Genomic DNA, 24,110 nt, shown 5'->3' with positions numbered 1-24,110 from the left:
CATTCTTGCTTATATCATGCTTATTTATGGCATGCTTAGTTATGGCAAGTACACTGCTTTTTCTGTATTCCTAAGTTTAGGATTCTTGTACCGGACTGGCTGTTTTTCGATTGCTACGTTTTGCTTTTCCTTGTTTCGGATGGTCAGGCGATCCGGCGGCTAACGTTTCCGGTGCAAAGTCATCGACATTAATCACATAGAGGCGTTCTTGTTCTGCCTTGATCAGTAGATCCGATTCATCACTTGAAATTAGCTGTTCATCCAGTGCTGTTTTGGCCAGTTGATCCAAATTGGTAAATGGATAATGTTTATTTTTCAGCTGACAGATTTTATCAAAAATCGGTTCTGCCTGAATGATTGTATCCAGAGCCTGATGGATTCGACCTGCTGGGTTATGTTCGCTTGCATACCAGTACTGATAACGACCCAGACGGTTTCTTGGTGCGGTATTCGATTGCAATAGTTTTGCAACTCGGTGATCCAGTTTGTCGCTGGGGCCGTGACAAACGCGTCCAAAAGGCATGAGGAGCCGTTTGAGCAGGGAACCCAAGACTGGGGACGGGTAGTTGTCGAGTAATTCTGACAATGCTACCTCCATCTGTTTCAGGCTATCTTCCAGAGCCCAGCGTACCAAATCTAGGTCTTCAGTGTGGCGGCCCTCATCGTCATAGCGTTTCAATGTTGCTGAAGACAAATACAGTTGACTCAGTAAATCTCCCAGACGGGCAGATACACGTTCTTTGCGTTTCAGGCTGCCACCAAGAGTCAGCATCGTCAGATCGGCCATGAGTGCGAGATTGGCACTGTAACGGTTAAGTTTTTGGTAGTAACGTTTGGTCTCATCATGATGTGGTGCTGCGGAGCCGAGTCCATTGGTGAGACCAAGCCAAAAACTGCGTGCTGCATTACTCACGGTGTAAGCAATATGTGCACTGAGTGTCTGGTCGAACTGTGCCATTGCGTTGTCACTTTGAGAGTGAGCCAGTTCCATTTCTTTGAGTACATAAGGATGACAGCGAATCGCACCCTGACCAAAGATAATCATCGAACGGGTCAGAATGTTCGCCCCTTCAACCGTAATTGCGATGGGCGCGCCCTGATAGTTTTTGGCAAGGAAATTTGACGGACCAAGGCAGATCCCTTTCCCGCCGGTAATATCCATGGCATCTTTGAGGCACTGTTGAGCCCGGTGGGTACAATGATATTTGACGATTGCTGAAATAACGGAGGGTTTTTCACCGTTCATGATACCCGTCACGGTGAGTTGACAGGCTGCATCCATCAGATAGGCATTGCCGCCTAAGCGTGCCAGTGGCTCCTCAATCCCTTCCATTTTTCCTATGGGTTGTTTGAACTGACGCCGGATTCTTGCGTAGGCACCGGTTGTCACAGCGGTTGTTTTAGTGACACCAGTCGAGTTCGATGGGAGGGTGATACCGCGGCCAACCGACAGACATTCAACCAGCATTCGCCATCCGTTACCGGCCATGCCGGGTCCGCCGATGATGAAATCGAGTGGGACAAAGACATCTTTTCCTTGAGTCGGACCATTTTGGAATGGAATATTCAGCGGGAAGTGACGACGACCGATTTCGACACCAGCCATATCGGTTGGAATTAACGCACAGGTAATGCCAATATTTTCTTCTTCACCGAGTAAATGATCCGGGTCTTGTAATTTAAATGCTAACCCTAATACGGTTGCTACGGGGGCTAGTGTGATATAGCGTTTATTCCAAGTCAGACGCATCCCGACGACTTCTTTTCCTTCCCATGTCCCTTTACAAACCACACCGAAATCAGGAATCGAACCGGCATCTGAACCTGCTTCAGGGCTAGTGAGGGCAAAACAAGGAATCTCCTGACCCGTTGCCAGCCGAGGCAGATAATAGTCTTTTTGCTCGTCGGTGCCGTAATGTTGCAATAATTCTCCGGGACCTAAGGAGTTTGGCACACCGACCGTGATGGCGAGAATACCAGAAACGCCTGCCAGTTTTTGCAGCACCAGTGATTGTGTATAGGCCGAAAATTCCAAGCCGCCATATTGTTTCTTGATAATCATGGCAAAGAATTTCTGCGCTTTGAGATATTCCCAGATTTCAGGCGGTAAGTCGGCCAGTTCATGAGTGACCTGATAATCATTGACCATTTCACAGACCTGATTCACCGGACCGTCTAAAAATGCACGTTCTTCTTCGGTCAGATGAGGTGTTTGATAGCGATGTAGTTGCTGCCAGTCGGGTTTACCTCGAAATAGCTCGGCTTCCCACCAGACGGTTCCTGCATCTAAGGCCTCTTTTTCGGTCTTGGACATTTTGGGAAGTTGGCGTTTAAAGAGGCTGAAAACTTGGGAAGTCACTAGATTTTGCCGGATGGATGGGACAGTCACGCAGGCAAGGACCAGTGCATAAATGACCCAGAATGTGAAACCGACCTGGCCAAGCAGCGTTAACACAATTAGTGACGCAGTAAGCATTCCTGTTCCCAATGCCATCGAGAGACGATGATAGGCGCAGATTCCCCATACCACGAGTAATACGACGATCGAGAGCAAAATACTCATATTCCTTTTCCTTAATCGGGAGATTCAGATATTTTTATCGTAGAACTATCGAAGAGGTCTTACCAGTTGTAATGTTGCAAAAGTGTTAAGGAGATCGGATTGTGAGTCACTTTCTGATGATTTGGTGCGATGATGCACTGGATCTGAGGGAAGAAACAGCATTCTTACAGGGCAAGGCTCGACAGAATGAATTGTTGGGGTAAACTCATGATTATCTCCGGAACATTTCACCAGTATTTTCTGAGTGAGCCGGGTAAACATGTATCGCTCTTGTCGTAAGAGTGCCATTTCAGCATACATCAAAGAGAATTGAGTTATGTACCACGATTTAATTAAGAACGAGCTGAACGAAGCCGCCGATGTACTAAACAAGTTTTTAAGTGATGAGCATAATATTGCTCAGATTGAGGCGGCTGCCAAGCTGATTGCAGATTCTTTTAAACAGGGTGGAAAAGTGCTTTCTTGTGGGAACGGTGGCTCCCATTGTGATGCGATGCATTTTGCTGAAGAACTGACCGGACGTTACCGTGATAATCGACCTGGCTATCCGGGGATTGCCATTTCAGATCCCAGCCATCTGTCATGCGTCAGTAATGATTTTGGCTATGAATTTGTATTTTCTCGTTACGTCGAGGCTGTCGGTGCGAAAGGTGATGTCTTGTTCGGACTGTCGACCTCCGGAAATTCCGGTAACATCCTGAAAGCCATCGAAGCGGCAAAAGCCAAAGGCATGAAAAGTATTGCTTTAACCGGTAAAGACGGTGGCAAAATGGCTGGCATTGCTGATGTTGAGATCCGAGTCCCTCATTTCGGCTATGCTGATCGTATTCAGGAAATTCATATCAAGATCATCCATATTTTGATTATGTTGATCGAGAAAGAAATGGCTTAATCACCGGTTCAATAGGGGAGCGTAGGTATGTGTGAATTGCTCGGCATGAGCGCTAATGTTCCGACCGATATCTGTTTTAGTTTTACTGGCTGGATTCAGCGCAGTGGCAAAACAGGGCCGCATCGTGACGGCTGGGGGATTACGTTTTATGAAGGGAAGGGGTTTCGCACATTTAAGGACCCGAAGCCGGGCTATCAATCCACGATTGCTGAGCTAGTTCAGAAATACCCAATCAAAAGTCGGGCTGTGATTAGCCATATTCGTCAGGCAAATCGTGGCGGGGTCAGTTTGGAAAATACCCACCCGTTTACGCGAGAGCTTTGGGGTCGTTTCTGGACGTTTGCTCATAATGGACAATTGAGTGGTTATGAGGCTCTCGATACAGCCAACCATCGGCCTGTGGGAGAAACAGACAGTGAACTTGCATTCTGTTGGTTGTTAAAACGTTTGGAAGATCAATATCCGACCCCTCCGGACGATGCAATAGAAGTCTGTCGTTTTATTGCTTCGCAGTGTGACCAGCTTCGGCAACTGGGGGTTTTTAATATGCTGTTGACGGATGGTGAGCATGTGATGACCTACTGTACCAATAATCTCTATTCAATTACACGTCGGTCACCTTTTGGTAAGGCAACCTTGATTGATGAGGAAGTCGAAGTCAATTTTCAGGAAGAGACGACACCCAATGACATTGTTACGGTCATTGCAACTCAGCCACTGACACTGAACGAGCAGTGGCACCGAATGAAGCCCGGAGAGTACAATATTTTTCATCAAGGCGAGTTGATTGATACCAATCAGTCTCAATTAGCGGATGTTCCGTTTGCGGAAGATAAACCCGGCTCTCAGGCTCCGACGGAGCCACTCGAGTAAAAAAAACAGAGGCTTGCGACATGGCAAGCCTCTGGCATTCCTTTTTGCAGATCTTTTATTTCAGCAAACCTTTTTGTGCAAAGGTTACTTTTGTTGCGTCATTCAGATCCAGCGTCTGAAGTTCTTCAGGATGCGCCCACTTAAATTCCTGAAACTCATCGTTAATTGCAATATGACGATTGGCACTTTCACAGTCGAATATCAGATAAATCATATAGATTTCTTCTTGGGTTCCATCCGGGTAAGTTTTGATCCGGGTATCATCTCTGAACTTCCAAGGGGAGATCCGCGTGAGCTCTAAATCAGGGCCCAGCTCTTCTCTGATTTCACGTCTTAATGCCTCTTCCATTGTTTCTCCCGGTTCCATACCTCCGCCGGGAAGCGCCCATTGACCGGGGAATACACCACGATCATTTGCCATTTTACAAAGTAAGTAATCCCCGTTGTTGGTGATCAAGGGGCAAACAATGGTTCGCTGTCGCATAAAGGCTCCTGTCTATTTTGAATTTTATTGGTAATTACATTGGGGATCGGGGACTATATTCATGAGTTCATGGCATAAAGTCATATATGTTTGATGCCGTTCTCCGGATATATTCTTGCTTATGCATAGAATATTGCAAATATATCATCCTTAATATGAGAGCGTTTCAATATAATATTAAAAGAGATGGTGTGGATAGACGGATTGCGTGAGGCATAAATTGAGGATGAGTAAAAACTGAACAGACGGCTCCGTGGAGCCGTCTGTTCGAGATTGAAAGTGCTGAGAATGTTGGTGATTAACGTGCTGAGTGGCCTTTATAGCCATAAACTCCCAGCGGCTCGCCATCAAGATAGGCTTTGCCGTCACGCATTTCGACGCGCTCTTCAACAAACCATTGTGTGACCAGTGGGTAGATCCGATGTTCTTGCTCCTGAATCTTACGGGTCAGGGATTCAATGGTATCATCATCATCGATGGGGACCCGAGCTTGCAGAATGACAGGGCCACCATCAAGTTGCTCAGTGACGAAGTGAACACTGGTGCCATGTTCTTCATCTCCAGCGAGAATCGCTCTCTGATAGGTATTCAGGCCGGGATACTTCGGCAATAGCGAAGGGTGAATGTTGATCATTTTTCCCATGTAATGACGAACAAATTCTGCGCTCAGAATACGCATATAACCAGCCAAAACAATCAGGTCTGGTGCGTATTCATCAATCTGCTCCATCAATGAACGGTCAAATGCATCACGCGTGTCAAAGGCTTTCGGATCGACAAAGATTGCCGCGGCATCTGCTTTTTTGGCTCTTTCCAGCGCATAAGCATCTGCTTTGTTTGAAAAAACAGCAGTCACCCTGCCATTGGGCATTTTAGAATCACAAGCATCAATGATTGCTTGTAAGTTGGTCCCGTATCCCGAAACTAAAACGACAATACTTTTCATGAACTATTTAATCTCTACTTGCGGTTCGTTAGCTTGTGCTTCTGCAATATGCCCGATAATCCAAGCATTTTCTCCTTCTGACTGGAGAAGTTCGACCGCAGCCTGAGCTTGTGCTTCTGGCAGCGCGATAATCAAACCGACACCGCAGTTGAAAGTCCGATACATTTCGTAAGTATCGACGTGACCTTTTTCTTGCAGCCATTTGAAAATCGCTGGCCATTCCCAACTGCTACCATCGATAACGGCTTTGGTACCTTGTGGTAGAACGCGGGGAATATTCTCCCAGAATCCGCCACCCGTAATATGAGAAATGGCGTGAATATCGTGTTCAGCGACGAGTTTAAGTGCTGATTTGATATAAATTTTGGTCGGTTCGAGCAAATGTTCACCAACGGCCTTTCCATCCAGCAATTCTGACTTATCTGCATTGGATACTTCCAGAATTTTACGGATTAGTGAATAACCATTTGAGTGAGGACCACTTGAGCCTACAGCTATTAAGCTATTACCGGCGCCAACTTTGGAACCGTCGATAATGGCTTCTTTTTCGACGACACCAACACAGAATCCAGCGACATCATAGTCTTCACCTTCATACATGCCGGGCATTTCTGCGGTCTCTCCGCCGATCAGTGCACAACCAGCCTGAAGACAGCCTTCGGCAATCCCTGAAACAACGTCGGCTGCGGTATCAACATCAAGTTTTCCAGTGGCATAATAGTCAAGGAAAAACAGAGGTTCTGCTCCTTGTACAATCAAATCGTTAACGCACATTGCGACTAAATCGATCCCAATGGTGTCGTGCTTTTTCATATCCAGTGCCAGACGTAATTTCGTGCCGACGCCGTCCGTTCCTGAGACAAGCACTGGGTGCTTATATTTGGTTGGTAATTCACACAGGGCACCAAAACCACCGATACCACCCATTACTTCTGGGCGACGCGTTTTCTTTACTGCACCTTTAATTCGCTCTACAAGCGCGTTGCCTGCATCAATATCAACGCCTGCATCTTTATAGCTCAGAGATGTGTTCTTGCCACTCACGGGGTCATCCTCGTTCTTTGGTTGGATATGAAAACGGCGCTATTCTACAGGGGAAAAAAGTAAAAGGAAAACGTTTGCGCTGATTTTTTTATCTGGTGAGATAGGCTGAAAATTCTTGGTAATCATCACTTCTCCATGTGCTAAATCATGATATTTCCTGATGTTAAGGATAAAATTAACGATAGAAAGTATGTATAATCGAAAAGTTTATTTGATTGAATGTCGGAGATGCAGATGAAAGTTGTCGAAGTTAAGCACCCGCTTGTCAAACACAAATTGGGTTTGATGAGAGAGGTTGATATTAGTACCAAGCGTTTTCGCGAGTTAGCCACTGAAGTCGGCAGCTTACTTACTTATGAAGCAACAGCAGATTTTGAAACCGAGCGCGTGACAATTGAAGGGTGGAATGGCCCGGTTGAAATTGATCAACTTAAAGGTAAGAAAGTGACGGTTGTTCCGATCCTTCGTGCGGGATTAGGCATGATGGATGGTGTGCTTGAGCATATACCGAGTGCCCGTATTAGCGTGGTGGGTATTTATCGGGATGAAGAAACACTTGAGCCCGTGCCCTATTTTAATAAGATTGCTTCAAATATCGAAGAGCGAATTGCTTTGGTGGTTGACCCTATGCTGGCAACCGGTGGTTCGATGATCGCAACGATTGATCTGCTAAAAGCGCAGGGATGTACTCAATTTAAAGTTTTGGTTTTGGTTGCAGCACCTGAAGGGATTCGGGCTTTAGAAAAAGCGCATCCGGATGTCGAATTGTACACTGCTGCAATCGATGATCATCTGAATCAACAAGGCTATATTGTTCCCGGGCTTGGTGATGCAGGAGATAAAATCTTCGGTACCAAGTAAATTGCATTCATCAGATAAAAAAACAGTCAGTCTTGCCATAGTCTGACTGTTTTTTTATTTTCGGTTTGTTTATCCCAATATGCGTGTATGGGTAAACAGACGCGATTGGCTACTATTTTGCTGGTTAATGAGGCCGCTTTTTCTGGTGACGCTCACGATTTTCCAGTTTTTGTTCCTGACTTTTACGCAAGAGAACATAGAGTGCGCCACTTCCACCGTGAAATCGCTGTGCACTGTGAACACACTGGACTTCTTCAATCTGGGGCAGCCAGTATGAAACATAACTTTTCATCAGTGCCGGCGGATTCGAATGTTCACCTTTTCCGTGAATGATGAGGACGGTTCTAATATCCATTCGCATACACTGACGTAAAAATTTCACAATCTCATCACGGGCCTGTTCCAGCGTTTTTCGATGAAGATCTAAACGTGCTTGGATGGGATATTTGCCTAGTCTGAGTTTTCGGTAAACACCATCCTGAACCCCGCTTTTCTTAAATTCGATCAGATCATGAGGTTTGACTGATGGTGCATGTTCCAGAGACAGATAATCAGACTCATGCTGTTCTAGTTTCATCGCTGCTTCTTGCCGGGCAAGGTGCGCCTCAGTAATCTGTAAATCTTTCTTCAGTTCGGCTGTATCGTGTATCAGAGGTTTGACATCTTCCATCATTTGCTGAAATAACTCGAAATCTTTCTGAGACATGCGTATTCCTCCGAATTGTTGTCAATCACATACCTTGAGGTCATTTTTGTATATATACCGAAGTGACTTTGATATGCAAGACTCTCGCAACATTCGTTTACCAAAGGTGGACCGGATAAAGGATAGTTTACTGTTCAGTTGGGGAAGCAATTGAAGCATTGTGTTTGAGTCATGACGGGAAATGTACGACAGACAAAAATAAAAAACCGGAGTGGAAAAGGGTCCGCTCCGGTGCATAGCTTATAACTGTTTTTTTACAGGAGCTAAGCGATCTAGTGAGGAGATTTGTCATTCATGACTTTGTTGATAAGAAACTGCACACTGTGACTAAACCGTGTTTACGCAGTGGCAATTTGTTTGTTAAAACACTCGACCTGTAAAAAGACTCGACTTGTAAAACAAGCTATCTGCCAAAGCAAAACCCTGATGTTCAGTTTTAAGCGATGTTTCCTCAAAGTTGCGAAGACGTACTAAACATAAAGTGAGTCAATCATTCAAGTGATGATCTGGATCAAGTGTATTGATGAAGTTACGTATTTGTTGAAATTCATGTGCCCATTGTCACATTTATAGTCAGAGGTGGATGTCTTTTGAGCACTTGATTCTTTTTTTTGAAAAATTAGCGAAAATGAGTTGCGTCTATAACAAGAATCCGTATTATAGCCACCCGTTGAGGCGCTGTTAACAGCCCCCAACCAAGACTCGGTGAATAGCGCAGTTTGGTAGCGCATCTGGTTTGGGACCAGAGGGTCGGGGGTTCGAATCCCTCTTCACCGACCACATTAAGAAGCCTCAGCATATGCTGGGGCTTTTTTCGTTTATCGGCATTGCTCCCGCTGGCTCGTTCCTTTCTCAATGGTATTTTGCCGGGTAATGGTGAATCCTTGTTTGGTCAGTAATTGAATTAAATTTTCCTGGCCGATTAAGTGTAAAGCACCGACGACAACGAGATATTTCGATGGGTGTTCTGTCAAGATCGGTGCGGTCGTCAGTTGCTTTAACCAGCGATGGTTTCTTTTGACTTCAAGTTGCTCAGACATTTCCTGGGGCATCTCGTGATGATCAATTAACTGTTTTAATTGTTCTGGATCGCCCAGATGCCAGCTTGTCACCAAACATTCAGTTTCGTGCGAATCTTCTCCCCAATCTTGCAGTCTGGTCGTCAGCAACGCCTTACCATTTTGCTTCATACCTGCCAGTAAATCGATTTGAGACTGGAGTGATTCGAGGCCAATAATCGGAATCGATGCAGATTCTGCTTTTTGAATCATATATTGATCAACACCGAGATCAGCTCGATACCCCAACCGATCGATAGCCTGCATTTGTAAACCGATAGCGGTTTGCCATGGTGGCGATGCTTTCAGACGCTGCACATTGAGATTTAACTCTTCAGCGATACGTTCTAATTTTTCCAGCTCCGAAGCGGAGAGCACTTGTTGTGAGGTCCACTTGACGGGTGGATATTGCAACTTGTTTGCCTGACGGATATCGGCTTCGACAATTAATCCATCACTGTCGCGAAGAAAGTCCATCACCGGTTTGGGTAACGGATACATATCCGGGTGCCCGACATGAATCGATCCCAACAGCATCAGTTGCGTCTGATCCTTACTGGCAAGCCAATATAATGGCTCGGCATTGGTATAGAAGCTGAGAATGATAGCGCCGACTGAAAGCAGGCGGGTGAGTTGCATAAGTTGATTTCCTATCTTGTGACATTCATCTGAACGCTAGCATAGATTGGGTCGTGGCTGATAAGCAACTGTTCATCACTCAAAATCATTGAGCCTTTGGTTCTGACGCATGCGGCTGATGCTGAGATCTAAATAGCCGCAACCGGTTGGCGTTTGTGACAACGGTAATCGATGATAAAGCCATCGCTGCTCCGGCAATGACAGGGCTGAGCAGGAAACCAAACCATGGATACAAGATGCCGGCTGCGACCGGGATGCCGAGGGTGTTGTAAATAAAGGCCCCGAGCAGGTTCTGCCTGATATTTTTTACCGTTGCTTTGGAGAGCGAAATGGCATTAAGAATCGACAAGGGTGAGCTGTTGAGAAATGTCATCTGAGCACTTTCGATGGCCACATCACTGCCACTCCCCATGGCAATACCGAGATCAGCTTGTGCGAGTGCTGGCGCATCATTTATGCCATCACCGACCATGGCGACGTTATGCCCTGCTTGCTGATATTCAATGATGTGTGCTGCTTTTTGATCGGGAAGCACCTGAGCGATGACCTCCTGAATGCCAATTTGGTTGGCGATAGCTTGGGCGACAGTATGGTGATCTCCGGTTAACATCACGGTTTTGATGCCCAGCGTATTGAGTGCTTGAATGGCTTCTGCCGCATCGGCTTTCATTGGATCGGCTACCGCAATCACGCCTTGAATATTTTGATCAATAGCAATCAGCATCGGTGTCCATGCCTGTTCAAGGAGATGATCAAGCGTGGTTTGTATTTGGCTGAATGAGGCCCCCAATGAGGTCATGTAATGCACTGAACCGATATGAACAGAATGACCTTTGTAAGAGGCTTTCACCCCGCGTCCGCGCAGGTTTTGAAAGGATGAGATCTGAGCCGGTGAGATTTGTTTCGAACGTGCGTATTCACATACCGCTTTGGCTAACGGGTGTTCCGATTGTTGTTCCAGTGCGTAGGCGATGGATAACAACTCATGTTGTTCCAGATTGATGCTTTCAACCGATTGCACCTGTGGTCTGCCTTCCGTCAATGTGCCGGTCTTGTCAAAGACAACCGTATCAATATGGCTGGTGGTTTGGAGTACCTCGGCATCACGGATTAGAATACCCATTTCTGCGGCCTTACCGACACCAACAGTTACTGATAACGGTGTTGCGAGTCCCAATGCACAGGGGCAGGCAATAATCAGCACTGTGGTCGCGACGACAAGCATATAGCTGATTTTGGGCTCGGGGCCGAACCAGAACCAGATCAACGCAGCCGCGATAGCGATAGCGACGACCACAGGGACAAACACAGCAGAAATCTGATCGGCAAGTTTCGCAATGGGTGGTTTACTGCTTTGTGCTTTTCTGACCATCTGAATAATACGGGAAAGCATGGTTTCACTGCCGACACCGGTTGCTTCAATCACCAGACTGCCATCATGGTTGATGGTCCCTGCGGAGACGGTATCTCCCGAACGTTTCAGTGTGGGAATTGGTTCTCCGGTTAACATGGATTCATCCAGATAGGATTCTCCTTGCATCACAACCCCGTCAACAGGCAGTTTATCGCCGGGTTTAATTCTCAGGTGCATTCCTTTTTCAATCTGTGTGACAGGAATTCTCTGATCATCACTCTCGGTGATAAGTGTTGCTTGTTGAGGCTGGAGCTGAATCAACGCTTGTAGCGATTGTGTTGTTTTCGCCTTGGCTTTTGATTCAATGGCATGTCCCAAAGAAATAAGACCGATAATCATGGCACTGGCTTCGAAATAGACATGACGGGCTTGGATAGGGAACCAGTGTGGTGCAATGACGACCATGATTGAGTAAAGCCATGCAACGCCTGTTCCTAATGCGACCAATGTATCCATGGTGGCTCTTTTGTGCCAAAGTGCCTGCCATGCACTTTGATAGAAGCCTCGACCCGCAGTACACAGTAGCCCTAAACATAAGAGACCGACGATCCCCCAGCTCAACTGTTGTTGCTGTGTTTGGATCAACATACTGCCACCGAAAACGCCCCATGCCATAATCGGAATCCCCAGTAACAGGCCCATGACAGCGTGACGGCGATGGTACTTGAGCATCGTTGTTAAATGGGCTTGCTGTTTTTCCTGCTGCTGTGCCGGGTCATCGATAATTTCAGCGTCATATCCGGCAGAGCGTACTGCTGCAATTAACTGCTGTTGATTCGGCGGTTGTGCGGAAAATGTTGCAGCACTTTGTTCTGATAAATGAACTTGTGCACCCTCAATACCGGAGACGGATAACAGCGCTTTTTCTACGGAAGTGACGCAACTGGCACAAGTCATGCCTTTGATGAGTAAATTGGTTGTGACGTCCATTTGATGTTGTTGACGAGATGGTGGTGTTGCTGACGTTAATTCAGCATCAGCATCAGCATCAGCATCAGTATCAGGAGGGAGATGACGACTGTTTGGGGATGATTCATTTGTAAAGGCTTGATAGCCAAGTGATGCAACTTGATCGAGAATGTCTTGTTCTGGCAAGGTTGTGACCAGTGAGAGCGACTCTTTGGTCACATTCAAATCTTGAATCTGTTCACTTTCACTCAGGAGGTCGGTGAGTTTTTGGACACACTTGCCACAGTGTAAGCCCTGCAATGTGTAATGTTGTTTTTTACCCACCTGATAGCCGAGAGATTCGATATTTTCGACAATTTCATCGATGGATGCATCGGTATCCATCTCAATGAGAGACGGGGAGAGATTGCAGATTTCGACATTCAAATTCGCTTTGAGCTGACGCTCTACTTTCCGAGCGCAGCCCATACAATGCAAGCCAGATAACGGTAGTTTTAAATGATACATGTTCGTCTCTTTCTCTATCCCATTTCGCATCAAAATAAACCTTGACGCAAGGGGAAGGTCAAGGCATTTCGCTATTTCTGGTTTTTTCTGCTGAGCGTGACGCGCTATCCACTGACATGACTGAAAATTCAGGACAAAGGGTCATTGTCGTGATTGATACTCAGGTGCTAGAATACTGGCCAAATTTTGGCTGATACATCTAGATCCGAAGTTGTTAAACTCGATCAGAATAAAGGTAAATCTCATGACGGTTAAAACGCGTTTTGCTCCAAGCCCTACAGGGTTTCTTCATGTCGGTGGTGCCCGTACGGCATTGTATTCTTGGCTCTATGCAAAACATCAGGGTGGGGAATTTGTATTAAGAATTGAAGATACCGATTTAGAGCGTTCAACGCAGGAAGCGGTCGATGCAATTCTGGAAGGCATGAGCTGGTTAGGATTGGATTGGGATGAAGGTCCTTATTATCAGACGAAACGTTTTGATCGTTATGATGAAGTGGTTGAACAGTTACTTGCAGCAGGGAAAGCGTATAAGTGTTACGCCCCTAAAGCGCTGTTGGATGAAGTTCGCGAAGAGCAGGAAGCCAACAAAGAGAATCCTCGCTATGACGCGAATCATCCGAAGATCAAAGCAGTGAATGATGCGGCAAAAGATGGCGATGCTTTTGTTGTGCGCTTCCGTAACCCGAAAGAGGGAAGTGTCGTTTTTGACGATCAAATTCGTGGACGGATCGAGATTCGTAATGATCAACTCGATGATTTGATTATCCGCCGGACGGATGGTTCACCTACATATAATTTCTGTGTAGTTGTTGATGACTGGGATATGGGCATCACTCATGTTGTACGGGGAGAAGACCATATCAATAACACTGCGCGTCAAATCAATATCTATGAAGCGCTGGGCGCGACGGTACCAACGTTTGCTCATTGTGCCATGATCTTAGGGGATGATGGTGCCAAACTTTCGAAACGTCATGGTGCTGTTTCGGTGATGCAATATCGGGATGACGGCTACCTGCCAGAAGCATTAAATAACTATTTAGTACGGCTTGGTTGGTCTCATGGTGATCAGGAAATCTTCTCTCGTGATGAAATGATTGAGCACTTTAGTCTGAATGCGATTAGCAAATCAGCTTCTGCGTTTAATACTGATAAACTGTTATGGTTAAACCATCACTATATCAAAAACTCGGATCCAGAATATGTTGCCGGACATCTGCAATGGCATTTGGATCATCAGGGAATCAATCCGGAAAATGGCCCAGCGGTAACGGAAGTTATCCAACTGCTGGCTGACCGGGTACACACCTTGGTTGAACTGGCGCAGCAGGCGCGTTATTTCTATGAAGACTTTGATGCGTTTGATGAGGCTGCCGCGAAGAAACATCTGCGTCCGGTAGCTAAAGCGCCTCTCGCGCTGGCTTTGGAAAAAATAACTGCGCTGGAGACATGGACGACTGAGAGCCTGCATCAGGTTATTGCTGATGTATGTGAGACACTGGAGCTCGGTATGGGTAAAGTGGGAATGCCGTTACGTGTTGCAGTGACTGGCGGGGGACAGTCTCCATCTGTCGATGCCACAATGCAGTTGATTGGTCAAGCACGTGTGATGAAGCGGATTCAAATGGCTATCGCGTTTATTGAGCAGCGTGAAGCGAATGCTGGCTGATATCATAAAATAGTGTGAAGACAAGTAAAAAACCGCAACCAAGGTTGCGGTTTTTTTATTTCGGTCATATAGAAAAGGTGTTGCATTGATTAAAGCGGGGCCACTGAATCTGTTGTCATGTTTCAAATGCGGTAAAGGTGACAGTAATTTTACACGCTCTTCTCTCATTCTTTACAGTGATGCAATACAGTGAACCTGATTCTATATGTTCGGTATTGATACAACACTGGGCATTCACAATAAAAAAGGAATAGCAGCATGAATAAAATGATAATGGTGGTATCGGCAGCATCATGGATGGTTTCCGCAATGATTCATGCCGAGGTTTATGTCGGTGGTAAAGTGGGCAAGTCTTGGCTGGATGATTCATGTCGTCCGACAGATGTGTGCGATGATGATTCATCGGCAGTCGGTGCATTTCTTGGATATCAGGTTTGGGATCATGTCGCACTTGAGGCCGGATATGATCATTTAGGCAAATTTACCGGGGCAGGCATGGTCAATGACCATGTGAATGCAGTAACCATTGCGCCTAAGTTTAATCTTCCTCTTTATCAAAACCTTGATCTGTATGCAAAACTCGGCGGTGCTTATGTTGACTATGGCTCTAAAGATGATTGGTCCTATCTGGCAGCTGCAGGGCTTGAATTGAGTGCGAATGACAATGTCGCTGTTCGCCTGGAATATCAGGCGCTCACTGATATGAATAATGATATTGTGCGAGCGCAAGGGAACATGGCAACACTGGGCGTCACTTATCGTTTTGGTCGCTCTGAGTCTACGCCTGTCGTTGCAAGCAAGCCTCGGCCTGCAGTTGCTGAGCCGGCCGTTGTTGCAGAAGCACCGGAACCAGCTCCGGCTGAACCCGCTGACACGCAGGAGATTAAGACGGTGAAAAAAAGCTTGAATAGTGCCAGCAGTTTTGCACTAGACAGTGCTGTACTGAGCAAGCAGGGCATCGCTGATCTTCAGGACGTCGTTGAGTTAATGTCTCGTCATTCTCAAGCGACAGCGATGGTGACGGGTTATACCGATTCAACCGGTTCAAAGAAATACAACCAGTCACTGTCGTTGAAAAGGGCACAGGCTGTTTCTGAACAGCTCGTTTCTCAGGGAATTGATGCTGATCGAATCACTGTGCGTGGTATGGGAGAATCTGAGCCTGTCGCCTCCAACGATACCAAAGAAGGTCGAGCGCAAAACCGACGGGTTGAAGTTGAAGTGCCGACATTCACTTATCAGGTTGTCATTAAAGAATAAACGCAAGACAGTTTCGAATTCAACTTGATTCAGCGCTGCGATATGAGGGCTTAAAGCTCGCATATCGCAGCGTTTTTATATGTATTTAGCCGTAAAATTCGTATTAAGAGCATGGGAAATACGGATGGAATGAATTACTCACTGTGTCGGGAGCGTCATCATTTCAGATCGATGCTATTTAATCGGCCCATAAAAATTAGAATATCGAGATAATCTTTGTGCGCATCGAGAAGCGCCTTTTTGGTTTTCGTATATGCGGCCAGCTTACCATGCTTGTTAATTGAACAAACGACACTCTTGAAGTGGCACTTCCCTTGATCGTCATAGGTACGCCAAGCGGCAATGTAGCAAGCATCCCGATAGTTTGGATTGTCTTTGGTTGGACGGGGTTTATAGATAATTTTAGGTTCAAGGCTGTGGGGTAATCGAGTCATCAGATAAGGATCTTTAAGGAGCATTCGCCAGTGCTTCCCCCACATTTGACGGCCGAGTTCATTACGAAGCAAAATCGCTTTTTTTAGCCCTTTTTTTTCACCAATACGAATGAAACCTACAGAGCGGTGTAAAACTTTATCATCTGGCGTATGTATGTGAATTTTGTAAGCTGTTTTCGCTTTAGAAATAAAGCGATGGCCAGTATTGGTTTCAAGATTACTCTTCTTCATCCGTTTGTTATCTATATTTTTATTATTAACAATAATAGATCAAATCACCACGAAGGTGAAGTGGTTCCGTTCACTTCAGTCATGAGTAATGCGACAGAGAATACAGCTCATGGCTGTTATCATTTACGTGTCTCAATCTTCTCTTTCATCCAGACAAGGTTCAGACCGATTCATGCCATATCAGCAACACTTTTTGTATTCTGAGCTAGTTTGAGATAACACACAACAATAGTGACAATATTCGAGAATGCCATTCAATTTTTATTGCAAGAAAAGTAACACTGGTACGCTTTGTTACTCAACATCACTGCTTGATGGGGTGTTTGGTTTAAATGACGATAGCCAAGACTTAAGCAGCGTGGAGAGTTGTGATTGCTCTGTTTGGCTTAAAACGCTGATCAATCTTTCCTGAGCTTGAACATGTTCTGCCAGAGCTTGATTGATAAGTTGGTGGCCTTGCTCGGTTAATTGCACCGAAATACTTCGGCGATCAATGTTGCTATGAATCCGGGTAATTAAATTCTTTTGCTCCAACTTATCGAGCCGGTTTGTCATCGCGCCTGAGGTTAGCATCGCAGTGCTGATTAATGCCGAAGGGGTTAGCTGATAAGGTGCACCAGAGCGGAGTAATGTTGCAAGTACGTCAAACTCTCCTGATTTGAGATCATATCGTTTATGAATATTGGCAACTTCTTGTTCTAAATGTTTAGCCAAATGTAGTATCCGGCCAAAAATGCTCATAGGCAGTGTATTCAGTTCTGGTTTTTCTGCCGCCCACTGATTGACGATCCTGTCGATAATATCCATAGCCTTATGCACCTGATTCAAAGAAGATAATGATATCTTAACATAAAGATTCTTTACAAAAACAAATTACTTTTTTATGATTAATAAAATTTCAACATAAAGATACTTTACATGAATATAATATTAGCAATGGTGGCTACATTTTTGTGGGGAACAACTTATGCAGTCACTCAAGCAACATTACCTGGATGGCCACCGTTGTTGCTCGGTGTATTACGAGCATTACCGGCAGGTATTATCCTTTTCGCAATTAAACCAACTTTTCCTGATAAAGGCACTTGGAAGGTATTACTCGCCACCGGTTTGCTGAACATTGCTATATTTTTCGGTTGCATATTTGTGATGGCACTGACCTTACCTTCAGCGATATCCAGTGTTGGAATGATGTCTGTGCCTGTATTTGCCATGCTGCTCCAATGGATAGTGATGAGAAAGCGGCCATCAGTGATTCAGATGGTTTGTGGTTTGGCGTTGTTTGGATTTGCAGCATTGTTATTTGACCCCGGTCGCTTGGATTTGAGCTTGTTTGGGCTTTCTGCCATGTTGATTGGTATCTTATGTATGATTTGCGGGAGCACATTGACTCAAATGTTGAACCAGAAATTGGCGTGGTGGTGTGTGTTGACTTGGCAACTAATTCTGGGTGGTTTTGCATTATTATTGATTGCGTTGGTTCACTTGAGCTACGAGCCGGCTCTCTATCTCAACGCATGGCAGCATTTGTCAGGTAAAAACGTGTTAGGACTGTTTTGGCTCTGTATCATGAATACTGCGGTTGCATATTCTCTTTATGTTTGGGCACTCAGACAGCTTTCAGTGGTTGAATTTACTTTTGCTGGGGTTGCCAATCCGATTGCAGGGATTTTGTGTGGTCTGCTGTTGGTTGGTGAATCTTATACGCCGATACAATATAGCTTGATGGTCGGTATGATTGTGATGTCCTTATTCCCTCAGTTCGTGAAAAGCTATCAGAAGCGAAGTGCATCAAAGAATCCTCTTCAGCCTCTCTCAGGGAAGTAACCCCCATTTCCTGAGGAGTAAAACAGAAAAAGCGGTGAGATACACCGCTTTTTAGTCATTTGCTTTTTCAACATCAGTTAATTTTTACATGCTGGGCCGTTTCGACTGGTTTCATTTCTATTTTCGGTACGACAACAACCAATACACCATCTTGATACTCTGCATAAATTTCTTTCGCGTTGATATTGTCACCTAAAGTAAAGCTACGTACCATCTTGCCTTGATAGCGTTCTCTATGAATGACTTTATCACCATCGGTTTTCTGTTCATTTTTCAAGGTCGATGCTTCGATGGTCAGCGCGCCATGCTGACAGCTCACCGAAATATCATCTTTTTCGACCCCGGGTAAATCCGCGATAATTTCAAATGCAGTTTCTTTATCCAGTATATCAACCCGCGGAGAAAAAGATTCAATATTAAAGCTTGGCCGAATCGATGGAAAAGCATGATCAAATAAATGATAGAAATCAGACCATGAGTCACGTGGAATTAAGCTCATCACAATCCTCCTGTTTGGCATCCTCGAACTCTCTATAAGTGTAGAACTCGTTCCGAAACTTAAATCAAAACATGCTTATAAATTGATATAAATCAATATTTAGGTGGCATTTTCGATATGGTTTTGAGTTATCTTTTTAAGTTTCTCAACATTATATTTCATGGGAAATGTGATTTTTTTAACATAATGATGCAAATTTTGTTTATAAATTTTACAAATTGATTTCCATCAAAGCAGTGTGGTTTTTATGTGCTACCGTGCGCCCAGTAGAGTCTTTTCGCCCAATGACAAGGAAAAATATAATGAAAAAAACACTTTGTGGATTAGCCATCATGACCGCCTTCGTTTCTGCTGGTGCTTTCGCCCACCAAGAGGGTGATTTTATCGTGCGTGCAGGGATTGCATCGGTTATCCCCAATGACAGCAGTGATAAAATTTTAGGTAGTCAGGAAGAGTTGGAAGTCAATTCCAATACTCAGCTTGGTTTAACGTTAGGTTATATGATTACGGATAATGTCAGCTTTGAAGTGTTGGCTGCGACACCATTTTCTCATGATATTTCAACGCCACTTTTAAATTTAGGTGAGATTGGTGAGACAAAACATCTGCCACCAACATTTATGCTTGAATACTACTTCGGTCAGTCAGATTCACAATTTCGACCTTACGTCGGGGCTGGTATCAACTACACCACATTTTTTGATGAAAAAATCAATGGTGCTGGTGCAGCAGCAGGCTTGAGTGATTTGAATCTGGATGACTCTTGGGGATTGGCTGTGAATGCTGGTGTTGATTATAAACTCGATGAAAACTGGTTTGTGAATGCTTCGGTTTGGTATGCTGATATTGATTCGACGGCAACCTATAAATTCAATGGTGCTGAAAAATCGACTGAAGTGCATATTGATCCAGTTATCGTGATGATTTCCGGTGGTTATAAGTTTTAAATACGCTCATTTCTATATGCATTTAAGGCAGCTTATCAAGCTGCCTTTTTCGTTTGTGTATTTCTCATCATTCAAGGTATCGCTTATGACGGTAGTCGTGCTAAGTCGTTGAAGATCGAGAGAGAAACGATTTGTCTCTTGAAATGACTTTCCGTTTTTTGTAAATTAGATTTTTCTAATTTAATAAGTGGGTCAATGTTATGTGGGATGACCGATATCAGGTCGATACATATATTTATGGCAAAGAGCCGAATGATTTTTTGCGTGAAAGTGTAAAGAATCAAGCTATTCCGTTAGGAAAGGTTTTGTGTCTGGCTGATGGTGAAGGACGAAATTCTGTCTATCTGGCGAAATGTGGTTATGAAGTAACAGCTGTTGACCTATCCGCCGTTGCGATTGAAAAGGCCCGCCAGTTTGCCGCTGAACAGGATGTGTCTGTGAATTTCATTCAGGCTGATCTGGATGAATTCGATTTGGGACAAGAAAAGTGGCAAGCCATTGTGGCGGTCTTTTGCCATCTGCCGCCTGTTGTGCGGCAAAAACTGCATCAGTCGTTACCGATAAGTCTCAAAACCAATGGCGTTTATCTGGTCGAAGGATATACACCAGAGCAGCTGAGATATCGAACGGGGGGGCCGTCTGAGGCTGATATGATGTTATCACGACAGATTTTGATTCAGGAGCTTCCGACGTTATCTCCTTGGTATATTGAAGAGAGAGAAAGGGAAATTCACGAAGGCGTGATGCATCGCGGCAGAAGTCATGTTGTTCAGGCGATTATGAAGAATATGCCATAGAAATTAACCGAGGTGGCGTCCCCTGCGAGATTTGAACTCACGTCTAAGACTTAGGAGGTCCTTGTTCTATCCAGCTGAACTAAGGGGACATCGGTATTTGCTGCACTGTTGGAAAACAGTACAGCAATATCAATATATATTACTGATTTAACTAAGATAAGTTAAGCCTTGATTTCATTTTATGAGCTGTTTGTGCATTACGTCGCCAATTTGAATGCTGTCAGCTAATTCGGCTTGATCAACTGACAGTTCGGCTTCCGTTTCATAAACACGATCAACGGTGAGTGTGATATCACTTTGAGTGACCTTATTGCGAGCCAATCCTCTTTGATCAATAAAGGAACCTGTATGCCATAATTGAAGCTTATCTCCTTTTTGAACCCCATGGATTCGGCCTAAATTCATCATAACAATATGGTCTGATTTAGAAATAACTTCCGGTAACGTGATTTTACACGATAGCTCAGATTCAAGATCCAACATTATGTGGCGGCTGAGACGGAGCAGCATTTCCCCATAGGTGGACGCCCAGAAACGAGCGCTTTTTGTGTCAACTTGGCTGGTTCTCGGGAATGGCCAACGCGCGATTTCACGATAATTACGATTGATGATGGCATTGCCCGTTTCGCCGTCAAAGACACTCAGATCCATTGCAAATTGACGATTAATCACTTCATCTCCGAAGGGTTCTGCAGCGATTGTTGCTGTGAGATCTGTGATATTACCGGCAATAATGTATTGGGCATTGTTATCTTCAGCAATCATTTTGAGTCGGGCTGGATAATTTTTATCAACCTCATAATCAGTGGTACCGACCGAGATAAAACTATGTGATTCCTTATCTAATTGCTTATTTAATACTTGAGAAAAGTCATCACCAATCTTGTAGATTTGTCCCATCACCGCCTGTTGCGGGGAAGCTAGTGTGATATTACTTACTAATACGGTTTTCTTATATTGTTCTACCTGGCAACCTGACGCAGATGGATAAATATCGATTCGAACTTTGACATAGGCAACATTGTTTTTGACCGTTTGTTCTTCGACCAGAATGTAGCGAACCTCATGATTGGTAAACTGAAACTCAGTACGCTGAGCATCCAGTAATGGGTAGAGGTTACTGATGCTACCGATATCTGCTCCGGAAAAGCTGATCGCTTTATATACGGCATCTTCAAGTGCATACAGTTTTGCCTGACTTTCTGATGAAACGACCGCGGCACTGCCGGTGACTTCATACCATGAGGCCGTTGCCGGTACTGTACCGAATATGAACAAAGAAAGTGATAAGAGGATGGTTCCTACATTTTTCATATTTACCTACCAATCAGGTATAAAATTTGCTTGTTATTCTGATAACGGTGATAAGAGCAGTTATCGGCAAAGCTTTTCTTCATGATGAATAACAAGAGAAAAGCAAAGAGTGTTCCACTTTTGCGTCAAAAACTGGACGCTTGAATGTCCGAGCTATCTGGAGAGCGGAAAATGAAAAAATGGCTATTGCTAGTGCCCGCGTTATTTTTAACAGCGTGTTCCTATGCCCCGATATATAATGGTAAAGAGCCCTATAAAGGCTCCCAGTTTATGTTATTAGAAAGTCCTCGTCACACTTTAGATTTCTTCGTTGAGAGTATGACTGAAGATTTAATGAAGTCGAATACCAGTGTGACAGCAAGAACACCGATTGCCGTCACCTCATTTGTCGACTTGCAAAATATGGATACCACTAACTGGTTAGGCAATTCAGTCACAGAGGGATTCATTCACCAGTTGCAACAACGAGGGTTCCAAGTTGTTGATTTTAAAACAACAGGTTCTATTCAGGTGACCCATCAAGGGGATTTTGCTTTCAGTCGAGATTGGAAGGATCTGGCTCAACAGCAGGAAATTCAATATGTGTTAACCGGAACGATGTTGCGTCAGGAAGGCGGGGTGTTGGTCAATGCCCGAGTGGTCGGAATGCAATCCCGGGTCGTTGTCGCGACAGCTCAAGGATTCTTGCCTGCTGATCGAATTGGCCGAGACTTGGATACATTGAATGCGGTCCGGACTGAAGATGGGGTATTGATTCGTTCTGATCCAACAATGACTCAGCCTTACACTGTTATTCTGCGTCCTTAGGAGTTGCTGATGAAAGTTTGGTTAATGAGCGCTATGTTTTTATTCTTGGTTGGATGCCAGCCGTTGCAGACCATGAAAAAACAAGAATGGCTGACGGCAGTTGGTTATGCTTCGATTAGTGAGCAAAAAGGTCGTAATGTAGAAGAAAAGCAAGTCCGTGCTATGCGGGCCTCTAAAATTGATGCTTATCGTGAGCTGGCTGAGCAGGTTTATGGTATGCGGGTTAGCGGACGAGCAGAGCTGATGGATCAACGACTTGGAACGGAAGCGACATCAGGTGCTGTTGACGGCGTCATTCGCGGAGCTGAAGTCGTAAGAAGCTATAAAGTCGGCGATAGTTACGTGACAGAACTGCGTTTGAATGTAGATAAGATGGAAAGACTAAGAGACTATGGTGAAGTCCAACAAGTTCCTGAAAAACGGCAGCAGACGTTGTTTTAATCTGTCGTGATTGATGGTTTTATTGCCACATGAGCGGCAAGTATTTTCTCTCCAGAATATAAAAAAGCGGCAATCATTGCCGCTTTTTTATATTGAAATCGACGAGCGTGTGAGAGCGAATGAATGAGAAAGCCTTATTAAGCTTTGATATTCGTGCCCAAAGTAGAAATGGAGCGTGTTTGCCCTTCCGCAGTGTAGGTCATGCCCATTTTACCTTGACTCTGTTGCATCAGATTATTCAGTTTATGAAAACTCATCTGTGCTCGGTTGAGGGCTTCACCATTAATATTGTTTGCTTGTTGGCAATCCCAAATGATGGATTTAATTTGTTCAACCAGACTTTTCAATGTCTCATCCTCTTGCAGGCTCGATACATGAGAATGTGATTCAATCCGTCGGTCAGTCTCGTTGAGCTGGTTAATCAAAGTAATTTTTTGTTTGGCAATGGCTTCTATTTGCGATGAATTACGTTGCGTAATGACCACCTTCTCCTGCTCTAGAAGTTCGGAGAGAGACTGAGCATTATTCAACTGAAACTCAAGTAGGTCTTGTAGTGCTGCCATGACTTAATTACCTGATTTCTTGGCACAGATGTCTGTGATATCGACCGATAATAATCGGTTGATTATTGCAGACCATCCAGCTCTTTTTCGAATTTGATCATGTTGTCGGCTAATTTGTCAGCGTCAACACGATAAGAACCATTCGCGATTGCTTCTTTGATTGCCTCGACTTTCGCGCTATCAAAAGCTGGGCTTGATGCAAGTTTACTATGAATTTCACCCATCGCTTTACTTTGTGAACTCAAAGACACTGCATCTTTCTTATCCGATGATGAAGCATGGTTTATTTTCTCTGAGTTTGATGTATTGTGCTCTGTACGGGACGAGTTCCGACTCGTATTCGTCAGAGACTGGCCAGAACGCACATTATCAATGCTTGCCATAATTGAGCCTTTTTATCAAAGTTAAATACCTGTACCGTC

The 24,110-nt window shown here is 44.6% G+C and carries 23 protein-coding genes and 2 tRNA genes; 11 read left to right on the top strand and 14 right to left on the bottom strand.

The features are described from left to right. Window positions 1-76: 76 nt before the first annotated feature. Window positions 77-2,563, bottom strand: coding sequence for an acyl-CoA dehydrogenase FadE (gene fadE, locus BSQ33_RS04625; protein WP_088133431.1), 2,487 nt, complete (start codon window positions 2,561-2,563; stop codon window positions 77-79). Between the two features lie 316 nt (window positions 2,564-2,879). On the opposite strand from fadE, the gene lpcA reads away from it, so the two are divergent. Beyond that, a complete protein-coding gene (lpcA, locus tag BSQ33_RS04620) occupies window positions 2,880-3,455 on the top strand; it encodes a D-sedoheptulose 7-phosphate isomerase (protein WP_072956322.1) in 576 nt (191 codons plus the stop codon). Between the two features lie 27 nt (window positions 3,456-3,482). Further along, entirely contained in the window at window positions 3,483-4,328 is an 846-nt protein-coding gene (locus BSQ33_RS04615) for a class II glutamine amidotransferase (protein ID WP_088133430.1), read from the top strand. A 55-nt stretch (window positions 4,329-4,383) separates the two neighbouring features. Here the strand turns inward: BSQ33_RS04615 and nudI are convergent, their stop codons facing one another. The 3 genes from nudI to purM form a co-directional block, all read right to left on the bottom strand. Next, window positions 4,384-4,812, bottom strand: coding sequence for a nucleoside triphosphatase NudI (gene nudI / locus BSQ33_RS04610; RefSeq protein ID WP_088133429.1), 429 nt, complete (start codon window positions 4,810-4,812; stop codon window positions 4,384-4,386). A 298-nt stretch (window positions 4,813-5,110) separates the two neighbouring features. Next, window positions 5,111-5,758 (bottom strand): phosphoribosylglycinamide formyltransferase, encoded by a 648-nt coding sequence (gene purN, locus BSQ33_RS04605; protein ID WP_088133428.1) that lies wholly within the window; start codon window positions 5,756-5,758, stop codon window positions 5,111-5,113. 3 nt (window positions 5,759-5,761) lie between these two features. After that, window positions 5,762-6,802, bottom strand: a complete 1,041-nt coding sequence (purM, locus tag BSQ33_RS04600; RefSeq protein WP_088133427.1) for a phosphoribosylformylglycinamidine cyclo-ligase — start codon at window positions 6,800-6,802, stop codon at window positions 5,762-5,764. A 234-nt stretch (window positions 6,803-7,036) separates the two neighbouring features. Here purM and upp point away from each other — a divergent pair, with 234 nt between their 5' ends. Beyond that, window positions 7,037-7,663 carry a uracil phosphoribosyltransferase gene (gene upp, locus BSQ33_RS04595; protein ID WP_088134529.1) on the top strand — a complete coding sequence of 209 codons (627 nt, stop codon included), beginning with the start codon at window positions 7,037-7,039 and terminating at the stop codon, window positions 7,661-7,663. Between the two features lie 124 nt (window positions 7,664-7,787). On the opposite strand, the gene smrA is transcribed toward upp, so the two are convergent. Next, window positions 7,788-8,369, bottom strand: a complete 582-nt coding sequence (smrA, locus tag BSQ33_RS04590) for a DNA endonuclease SmrA (protein ID WP_088133426.1) — start codon at window positions 8,367-8,369, stop codon at window positions 7,788-7,790. 703 nt (window positions 8,370-9,072) lie between these two features. Here smrA and BSQ33_RS04585 point away from each other — a divergent pair. After that, window positions 9,073-9,149 (top strand) — tRNA-Pro (locus BSQ33_RS04585). A 38-nt stretch (window positions 9,150-9,187) separates the two neighbouring features. Here BSQ33_RS04585 and BSQ33_RS04580 read toward each other — a convergent pair. Together BSQ33_RS04580 and BSQ33_RS04575 are read right to left on the bottom strand one after the other, a co-directional pair. Then, the gene (locus BSQ33_RS04580) at window positions 9,188-10,066 is read right to left on the bottom strand and encodes a TraB/GumN family protein (RefSeq protein ID WP_088133425.1); all 879 of its coding nucleotides are present in this window, start codon (window positions 10,064-10,066) and stop codon (window positions 9,188-9,190) included. An 85-nt stretch (window positions 10,067-10,151) separates the two neighbouring features. Next, a complete protein-coding gene (locus BSQ33_RS04575; RefSeq protein WP_088133424.1) occupies window positions 10,152-12,896 on the bottom strand; it encodes a heavy metal translocating P-type ATPase in 2,745 nt (914 codons plus the stop codon). 244 nt (window positions 12,897-13,140) lie between these two features. Here BSQ33_RS04575 and gltX point away from each other — a divergent pair, with 244 nt between their 5' ends. Next, window positions 13,141-14,568, top strand: coding sequence for a glutamate--tRNA ligase (gltX, locus tag BSQ33_RS04570; RefSeq protein ID WP_088133423.1), 1,428 nt, complete (start codon window positions 13,141-13,143; stop codon window positions 14,566-14,568). A gap of 258 nt (window positions 14,569-14,826) precedes the next feature. Then, a complete protein-coding gene (locus BSQ33_RS04565; RefSeq protein WP_088133422.1) occupies window positions 14,827-15,828 on the top strand; it encodes an OmpA family protein in 1,002 nt (333 codons plus the stop codon). 158 nt (window positions 15,829-15,986) lie between these two features. On the opposite strand, the gene BSQ33_RS04560 is transcribed toward BSQ33_RS04565, so the two are convergent. After that, on the bottom strand, window positions 15,987-16,493 hold the full coding sequence (locus tag BSQ33_RS04560) for a Fe3+-citrate ABC transporter substrate-binding protein (RefSeq protein WP_088133421.1): 507 nt from the start codon (window positions 16,491-16,493) through the stop codon (window positions 15,987-15,989). A 294-nt stretch (window positions 16,494-16,787) separates the two neighbouring features. Next, the gene (locus BSQ33_RS04555; RefSeq protein ID WP_088133420.1) at window positions 16,788-17,300 is read right to left on the bottom strand and encodes a MarR family winged helix-turn-helix transcriptional regulator; all 513 of its coding nucleotides are present in this window, start codon (window positions 17,298-17,300) and stop codon (window positions 16,788-16,790) included. Between the two features lie 111 nt (window positions 17,301-17,411). Here BSQ33_RS04555 and BSQ33_RS04550 point away from each other — a divergent pair, with 111 nt between their 5' ends. Beyond that, a complete protein-coding gene (locus BSQ33_RS04550) occupies window positions 17,412-18,320 on the top strand; it encodes a DMT family transporter (RefSeq protein ID WP_088133419.1) in 909 nt (302 codons plus the stop codon). Between the two features lie 73 nt (window positions 18,321-18,393). On the opposite strand, the gene BSQ33_RS04545 is transcribed toward BSQ33_RS04550, so the two are convergent. Next, window positions 18,394-18,819 (bottom strand): Hsp20/alpha crystallin family protein, encoded by a 426-nt coding sequence (locus BSQ33_RS04545; RefSeq protein WP_088133418.1) that lies wholly within the window; start codon window positions 18,817-18,819, stop codon window positions 18,394-18,396. 302 nt (window positions 18,820-19,121) lie between these two features. On the opposite strand from BSQ33_RS04545, the gene ompW reads away from it, so the two are divergent. Then, window positions 19,122-19,766: an outer membrane protein OmpW gene (ompW, locus tag BSQ33_RS04540; protein WP_088133417.1), complete on the top strand. Its 645-nt coding sequence runs from the start codon at window positions 19,122-19,124 to the stop codon at window positions 19,764-19,766. 200 nt (window positions 19,767-19,966) lie between these two features. Then, on the top strand, window positions 19,967-20,563 hold the full coding sequence (locus BSQ33_RS04535) for a class I SAM-dependent methyltransferase (RefSeq protein WP_088133416.1): 597 nt from the start codon (window positions 19,967-19,969) through the stop codon (window positions 20,561-20,563). Between the two features lie 13 nt (window positions 20,564-20,576). On the opposite strand, the gene BSQ33_RS04530 is transcribed toward BSQ33_RS04535, so the two are convergent. Then, window positions 20,577-20,652, bottom strand: a tRNA-Arg gene (locus tag BSQ33_RS04530). An 85-nt stretch (window positions 20,653-20,737) separates the two neighbouring features. Further along, a complete protein-coding gene (locus tag BSQ33_RS04525; protein WP_088133415.1) occupies window positions 20,738-21,877 on the bottom strand; it encodes a flagellar assembly protein FlgT in 1,140 nt (379 codons plus the stop codon). A gap of 171 nt (window positions 21,878-22,048) precedes the next feature. Between BSQ33_RS04525 and BSQ33_RS04520 the strand changes: the two genes are divergently transcribed. Together BSQ33_RS04520 and flgP are read left to right on the top strand one after the other, a co-directional pair. Beyond that, window positions 22,049-22,684 (top strand): FlgO family outer membrane protein, encoded by a 636-nt coding sequence (locus BSQ33_RS04520; protein WP_074371652.1) that lies wholly within the window; start codon window positions 22,049-22,051, stop codon window positions 22,682-22,684. Between the two features lie 9 nt (window positions 22,685-22,693). Further along, on the top strand, window positions 22,694-23,125 hold the full coding sequence (flgP, locus tag BSQ33_RS04515; RefSeq protein ID WP_088133414.1) for a flagellar assembly lipoprotein FlgP: 432 nt from the start codon (window positions 22,694-22,696) through the stop codon (window positions 23,123-23,125). A gap of 137 nt (window positions 23,126-23,262) precedes the next feature. Here flgP and BSQ33_RS04510 read toward each other — a convergent pair whose 3' ends face one another. Then, window positions 23,263-23,688: a flagella synthesis protein FlgN gene (locus BSQ33_RS04510; protein ID WP_088133413.1), complete on the bottom strand. Its 426-nt coding sequence runs from the start codon at window positions 23,686-23,688 to the stop codon at window positions 23,263-23,265. A gap of 62 nt (window positions 23,689-23,750) precedes the next feature. Next, window positions 23,751-24,071: a flagellar biosynthesis anti-sigma factor FlgM gene (gene flgM / locus BSQ33_RS04505; protein ID WP_088133412.1), complete on the bottom strand. Its 321-nt coding sequence runs from the start codon at window positions 24,069-24,071 to the stop codon at window positions 23,751-23,753. Window positions 24,072-24,110 lie beyond the last annotated feature (39 nt).

Origin of the sequence: Vibrio gazogenes (assembly GCF_002196515.1) — a bacterium.
GTDB classification, from domain to species: domain Bacteria; phylum Pseudomonadota; class Gammaproteobacteria; order Enterobacterales; family Vibrionaceae; genus Vibrio; species Vibrio gazogenes_A.
The sequence above is the reverse complement of the archived record's forward strand: the minus strand, read 5'-3'. Positions and strand labels throughout refer to the sequence as shown.

Excerpts from the sequence above, each read along its gene's own strand:
- nudI (WP_088133429.1), bottom strand. The coding sequence starts at position 4,812 with ATGCGACAGCGAACCATTGTTTGCCCCTTGATCACCAACAACGGGGAT.
- gltX (WP_088133423.1), top strand. The coding sequence starts at position 13,141 with ATGACGGTTAAAACGCGTTTTGCTCCAAGCCCTACAGGGTTTCTTCAT.
- BSQ33_RS04545 (WP_088133418.1), bottom strand. The coding sequence starts at position 18,819 with ATGAGCTTAATTCCACGTGACTCATGGTCTGATTTCTATCATTTATTT.
- BSQ33_RS04525 (WP_088133415.1), bottom strand. The coding sequence starts at position 21,877 with ATGAAAAATGTAGGAACCATCCTCTTATCACTTTCTTTGTTCATATTC.
- BSQ33_RS04555 (WP_088133420.1), bottom strand. The coding sequence starts at position 17,300 with ATGGATATTATCGACAGGATCGTCAATCAGTGGGCGGCAGAAAAACCA.
- flgP (WP_088133414.1), top strand. The coding sequence starts at position 22,694 with ATGAAAGTTTGGTTAATGAGCGCTATGTTTTTATTCTTGGTTGGATGC.
- BSQ33_RS04550 (WP_088133419.1), top strand. The coding sequence starts at position 17,412 with ATGAATATAATATTAGCAATGGTGGCTACATTTTTGTGGGGAACAACT.
- BSQ33_RS04560 (WP_088133421.1), bottom strand. The coding sequence starts at position 16,493 with ATGAAGAAGAGTAATCTTGAAACCAATACTGGCCATCGCTTTATTTCT.
- BSQ33_RS04615 (WP_088133430.1), top strand. The coding sequence starts at position 3,483 with ATGTGTGAATTGCTCGGCATGAGCGCTAATGTTCCGACCGATATCTGT.
- BSQ33_RS04520 (WP_074371652.1), top strand. The coding sequence starts at position 22,049 with ATGAAAAAATGGCTATTGCTAGTGCCCGCGTTATTTTTAACAGCGTGT.
- BSQ33_RS04575 (WP_088133424.1), bottom strand. The coding sequence starts at position 12,896 with ATGTATCATTTAAAACTACCGTTATCTGGCTTGCATTGTATGGGCTGC.
- BSQ33_RS04580 (WP_088133425.1), bottom strand. The coding sequence starts at position 10,066 with ATGCAACTCACCCGCCTGCTTTCAGTCGGCGCTATCATTCTCAGCTTC.
- purN (WP_088133428.1), bottom strand. The coding sequence starts at position 5,758 with ATGAAAAGTATTGTCGTTTTAGTTTCGGGATACGGGACCAACTTACAA.
- BSQ33_RS04565 (WP_088133422.1), top strand. The coding sequence starts at position 14,827 with ATGAATAAAATGATAATGGTGGTATCGGCAGCATCATGGATGGTTTCC.
- flgM (WP_088133412.1), bottom strand. The coding sequence starts at position 24,071 with ATGGCAAGCATTGATAATGTGCGTTCTGGCCAGTCTCTGACGAATACG.
- BSQ33_RS04510 (WP_088133413.1), bottom strand. The coding sequence starts at position 23,688 with ATGGCAGCACTACAAGACCTACTTGAGTTTCAGTTGAATAATGCTCAG.
- fadE (WP_088133431.1), bottom strand. The coding sequence starts at position 2,563 with ATGAGTATTTTGCTCTCGATCGTCGTATTACTCGTGGTATGGGGAATC.
- upp (WP_088134529.1), top strand. The coding sequence starts at position 7,037 with ATGAAAGTTGTCGAAGTTAAGCACCCGCTTGTCAAACACAAATTGGGT.
- BSQ33_RS04535 (WP_088133416.1), top strand. The coding sequence starts at position 19,967 with ATGTGGGATGACCGATATCAGGTCGATACATATATTTATGGCAAAGAG.
- smrA (WP_088133426.1), bottom strand. The coding sequence starts at position 8,369 with ATGTCTCAGAAAGATTTCGAGTTATTTCAGCAAATGATGGAAGATGTC.
- lpcA (WP_072956322.1), top strand. The coding sequence starts at position 2,880 with ATGTACCACGATTTAATTAAGAACGAGCTGAACGAAGCCGCCGATGTA.
- ompW (WP_088133417.1), top strand. The coding sequence starts at position 19,122 with ATGAAAAAAACACTTTGTGGATTAGCCATCATGACCGCCTTCGTTTCT.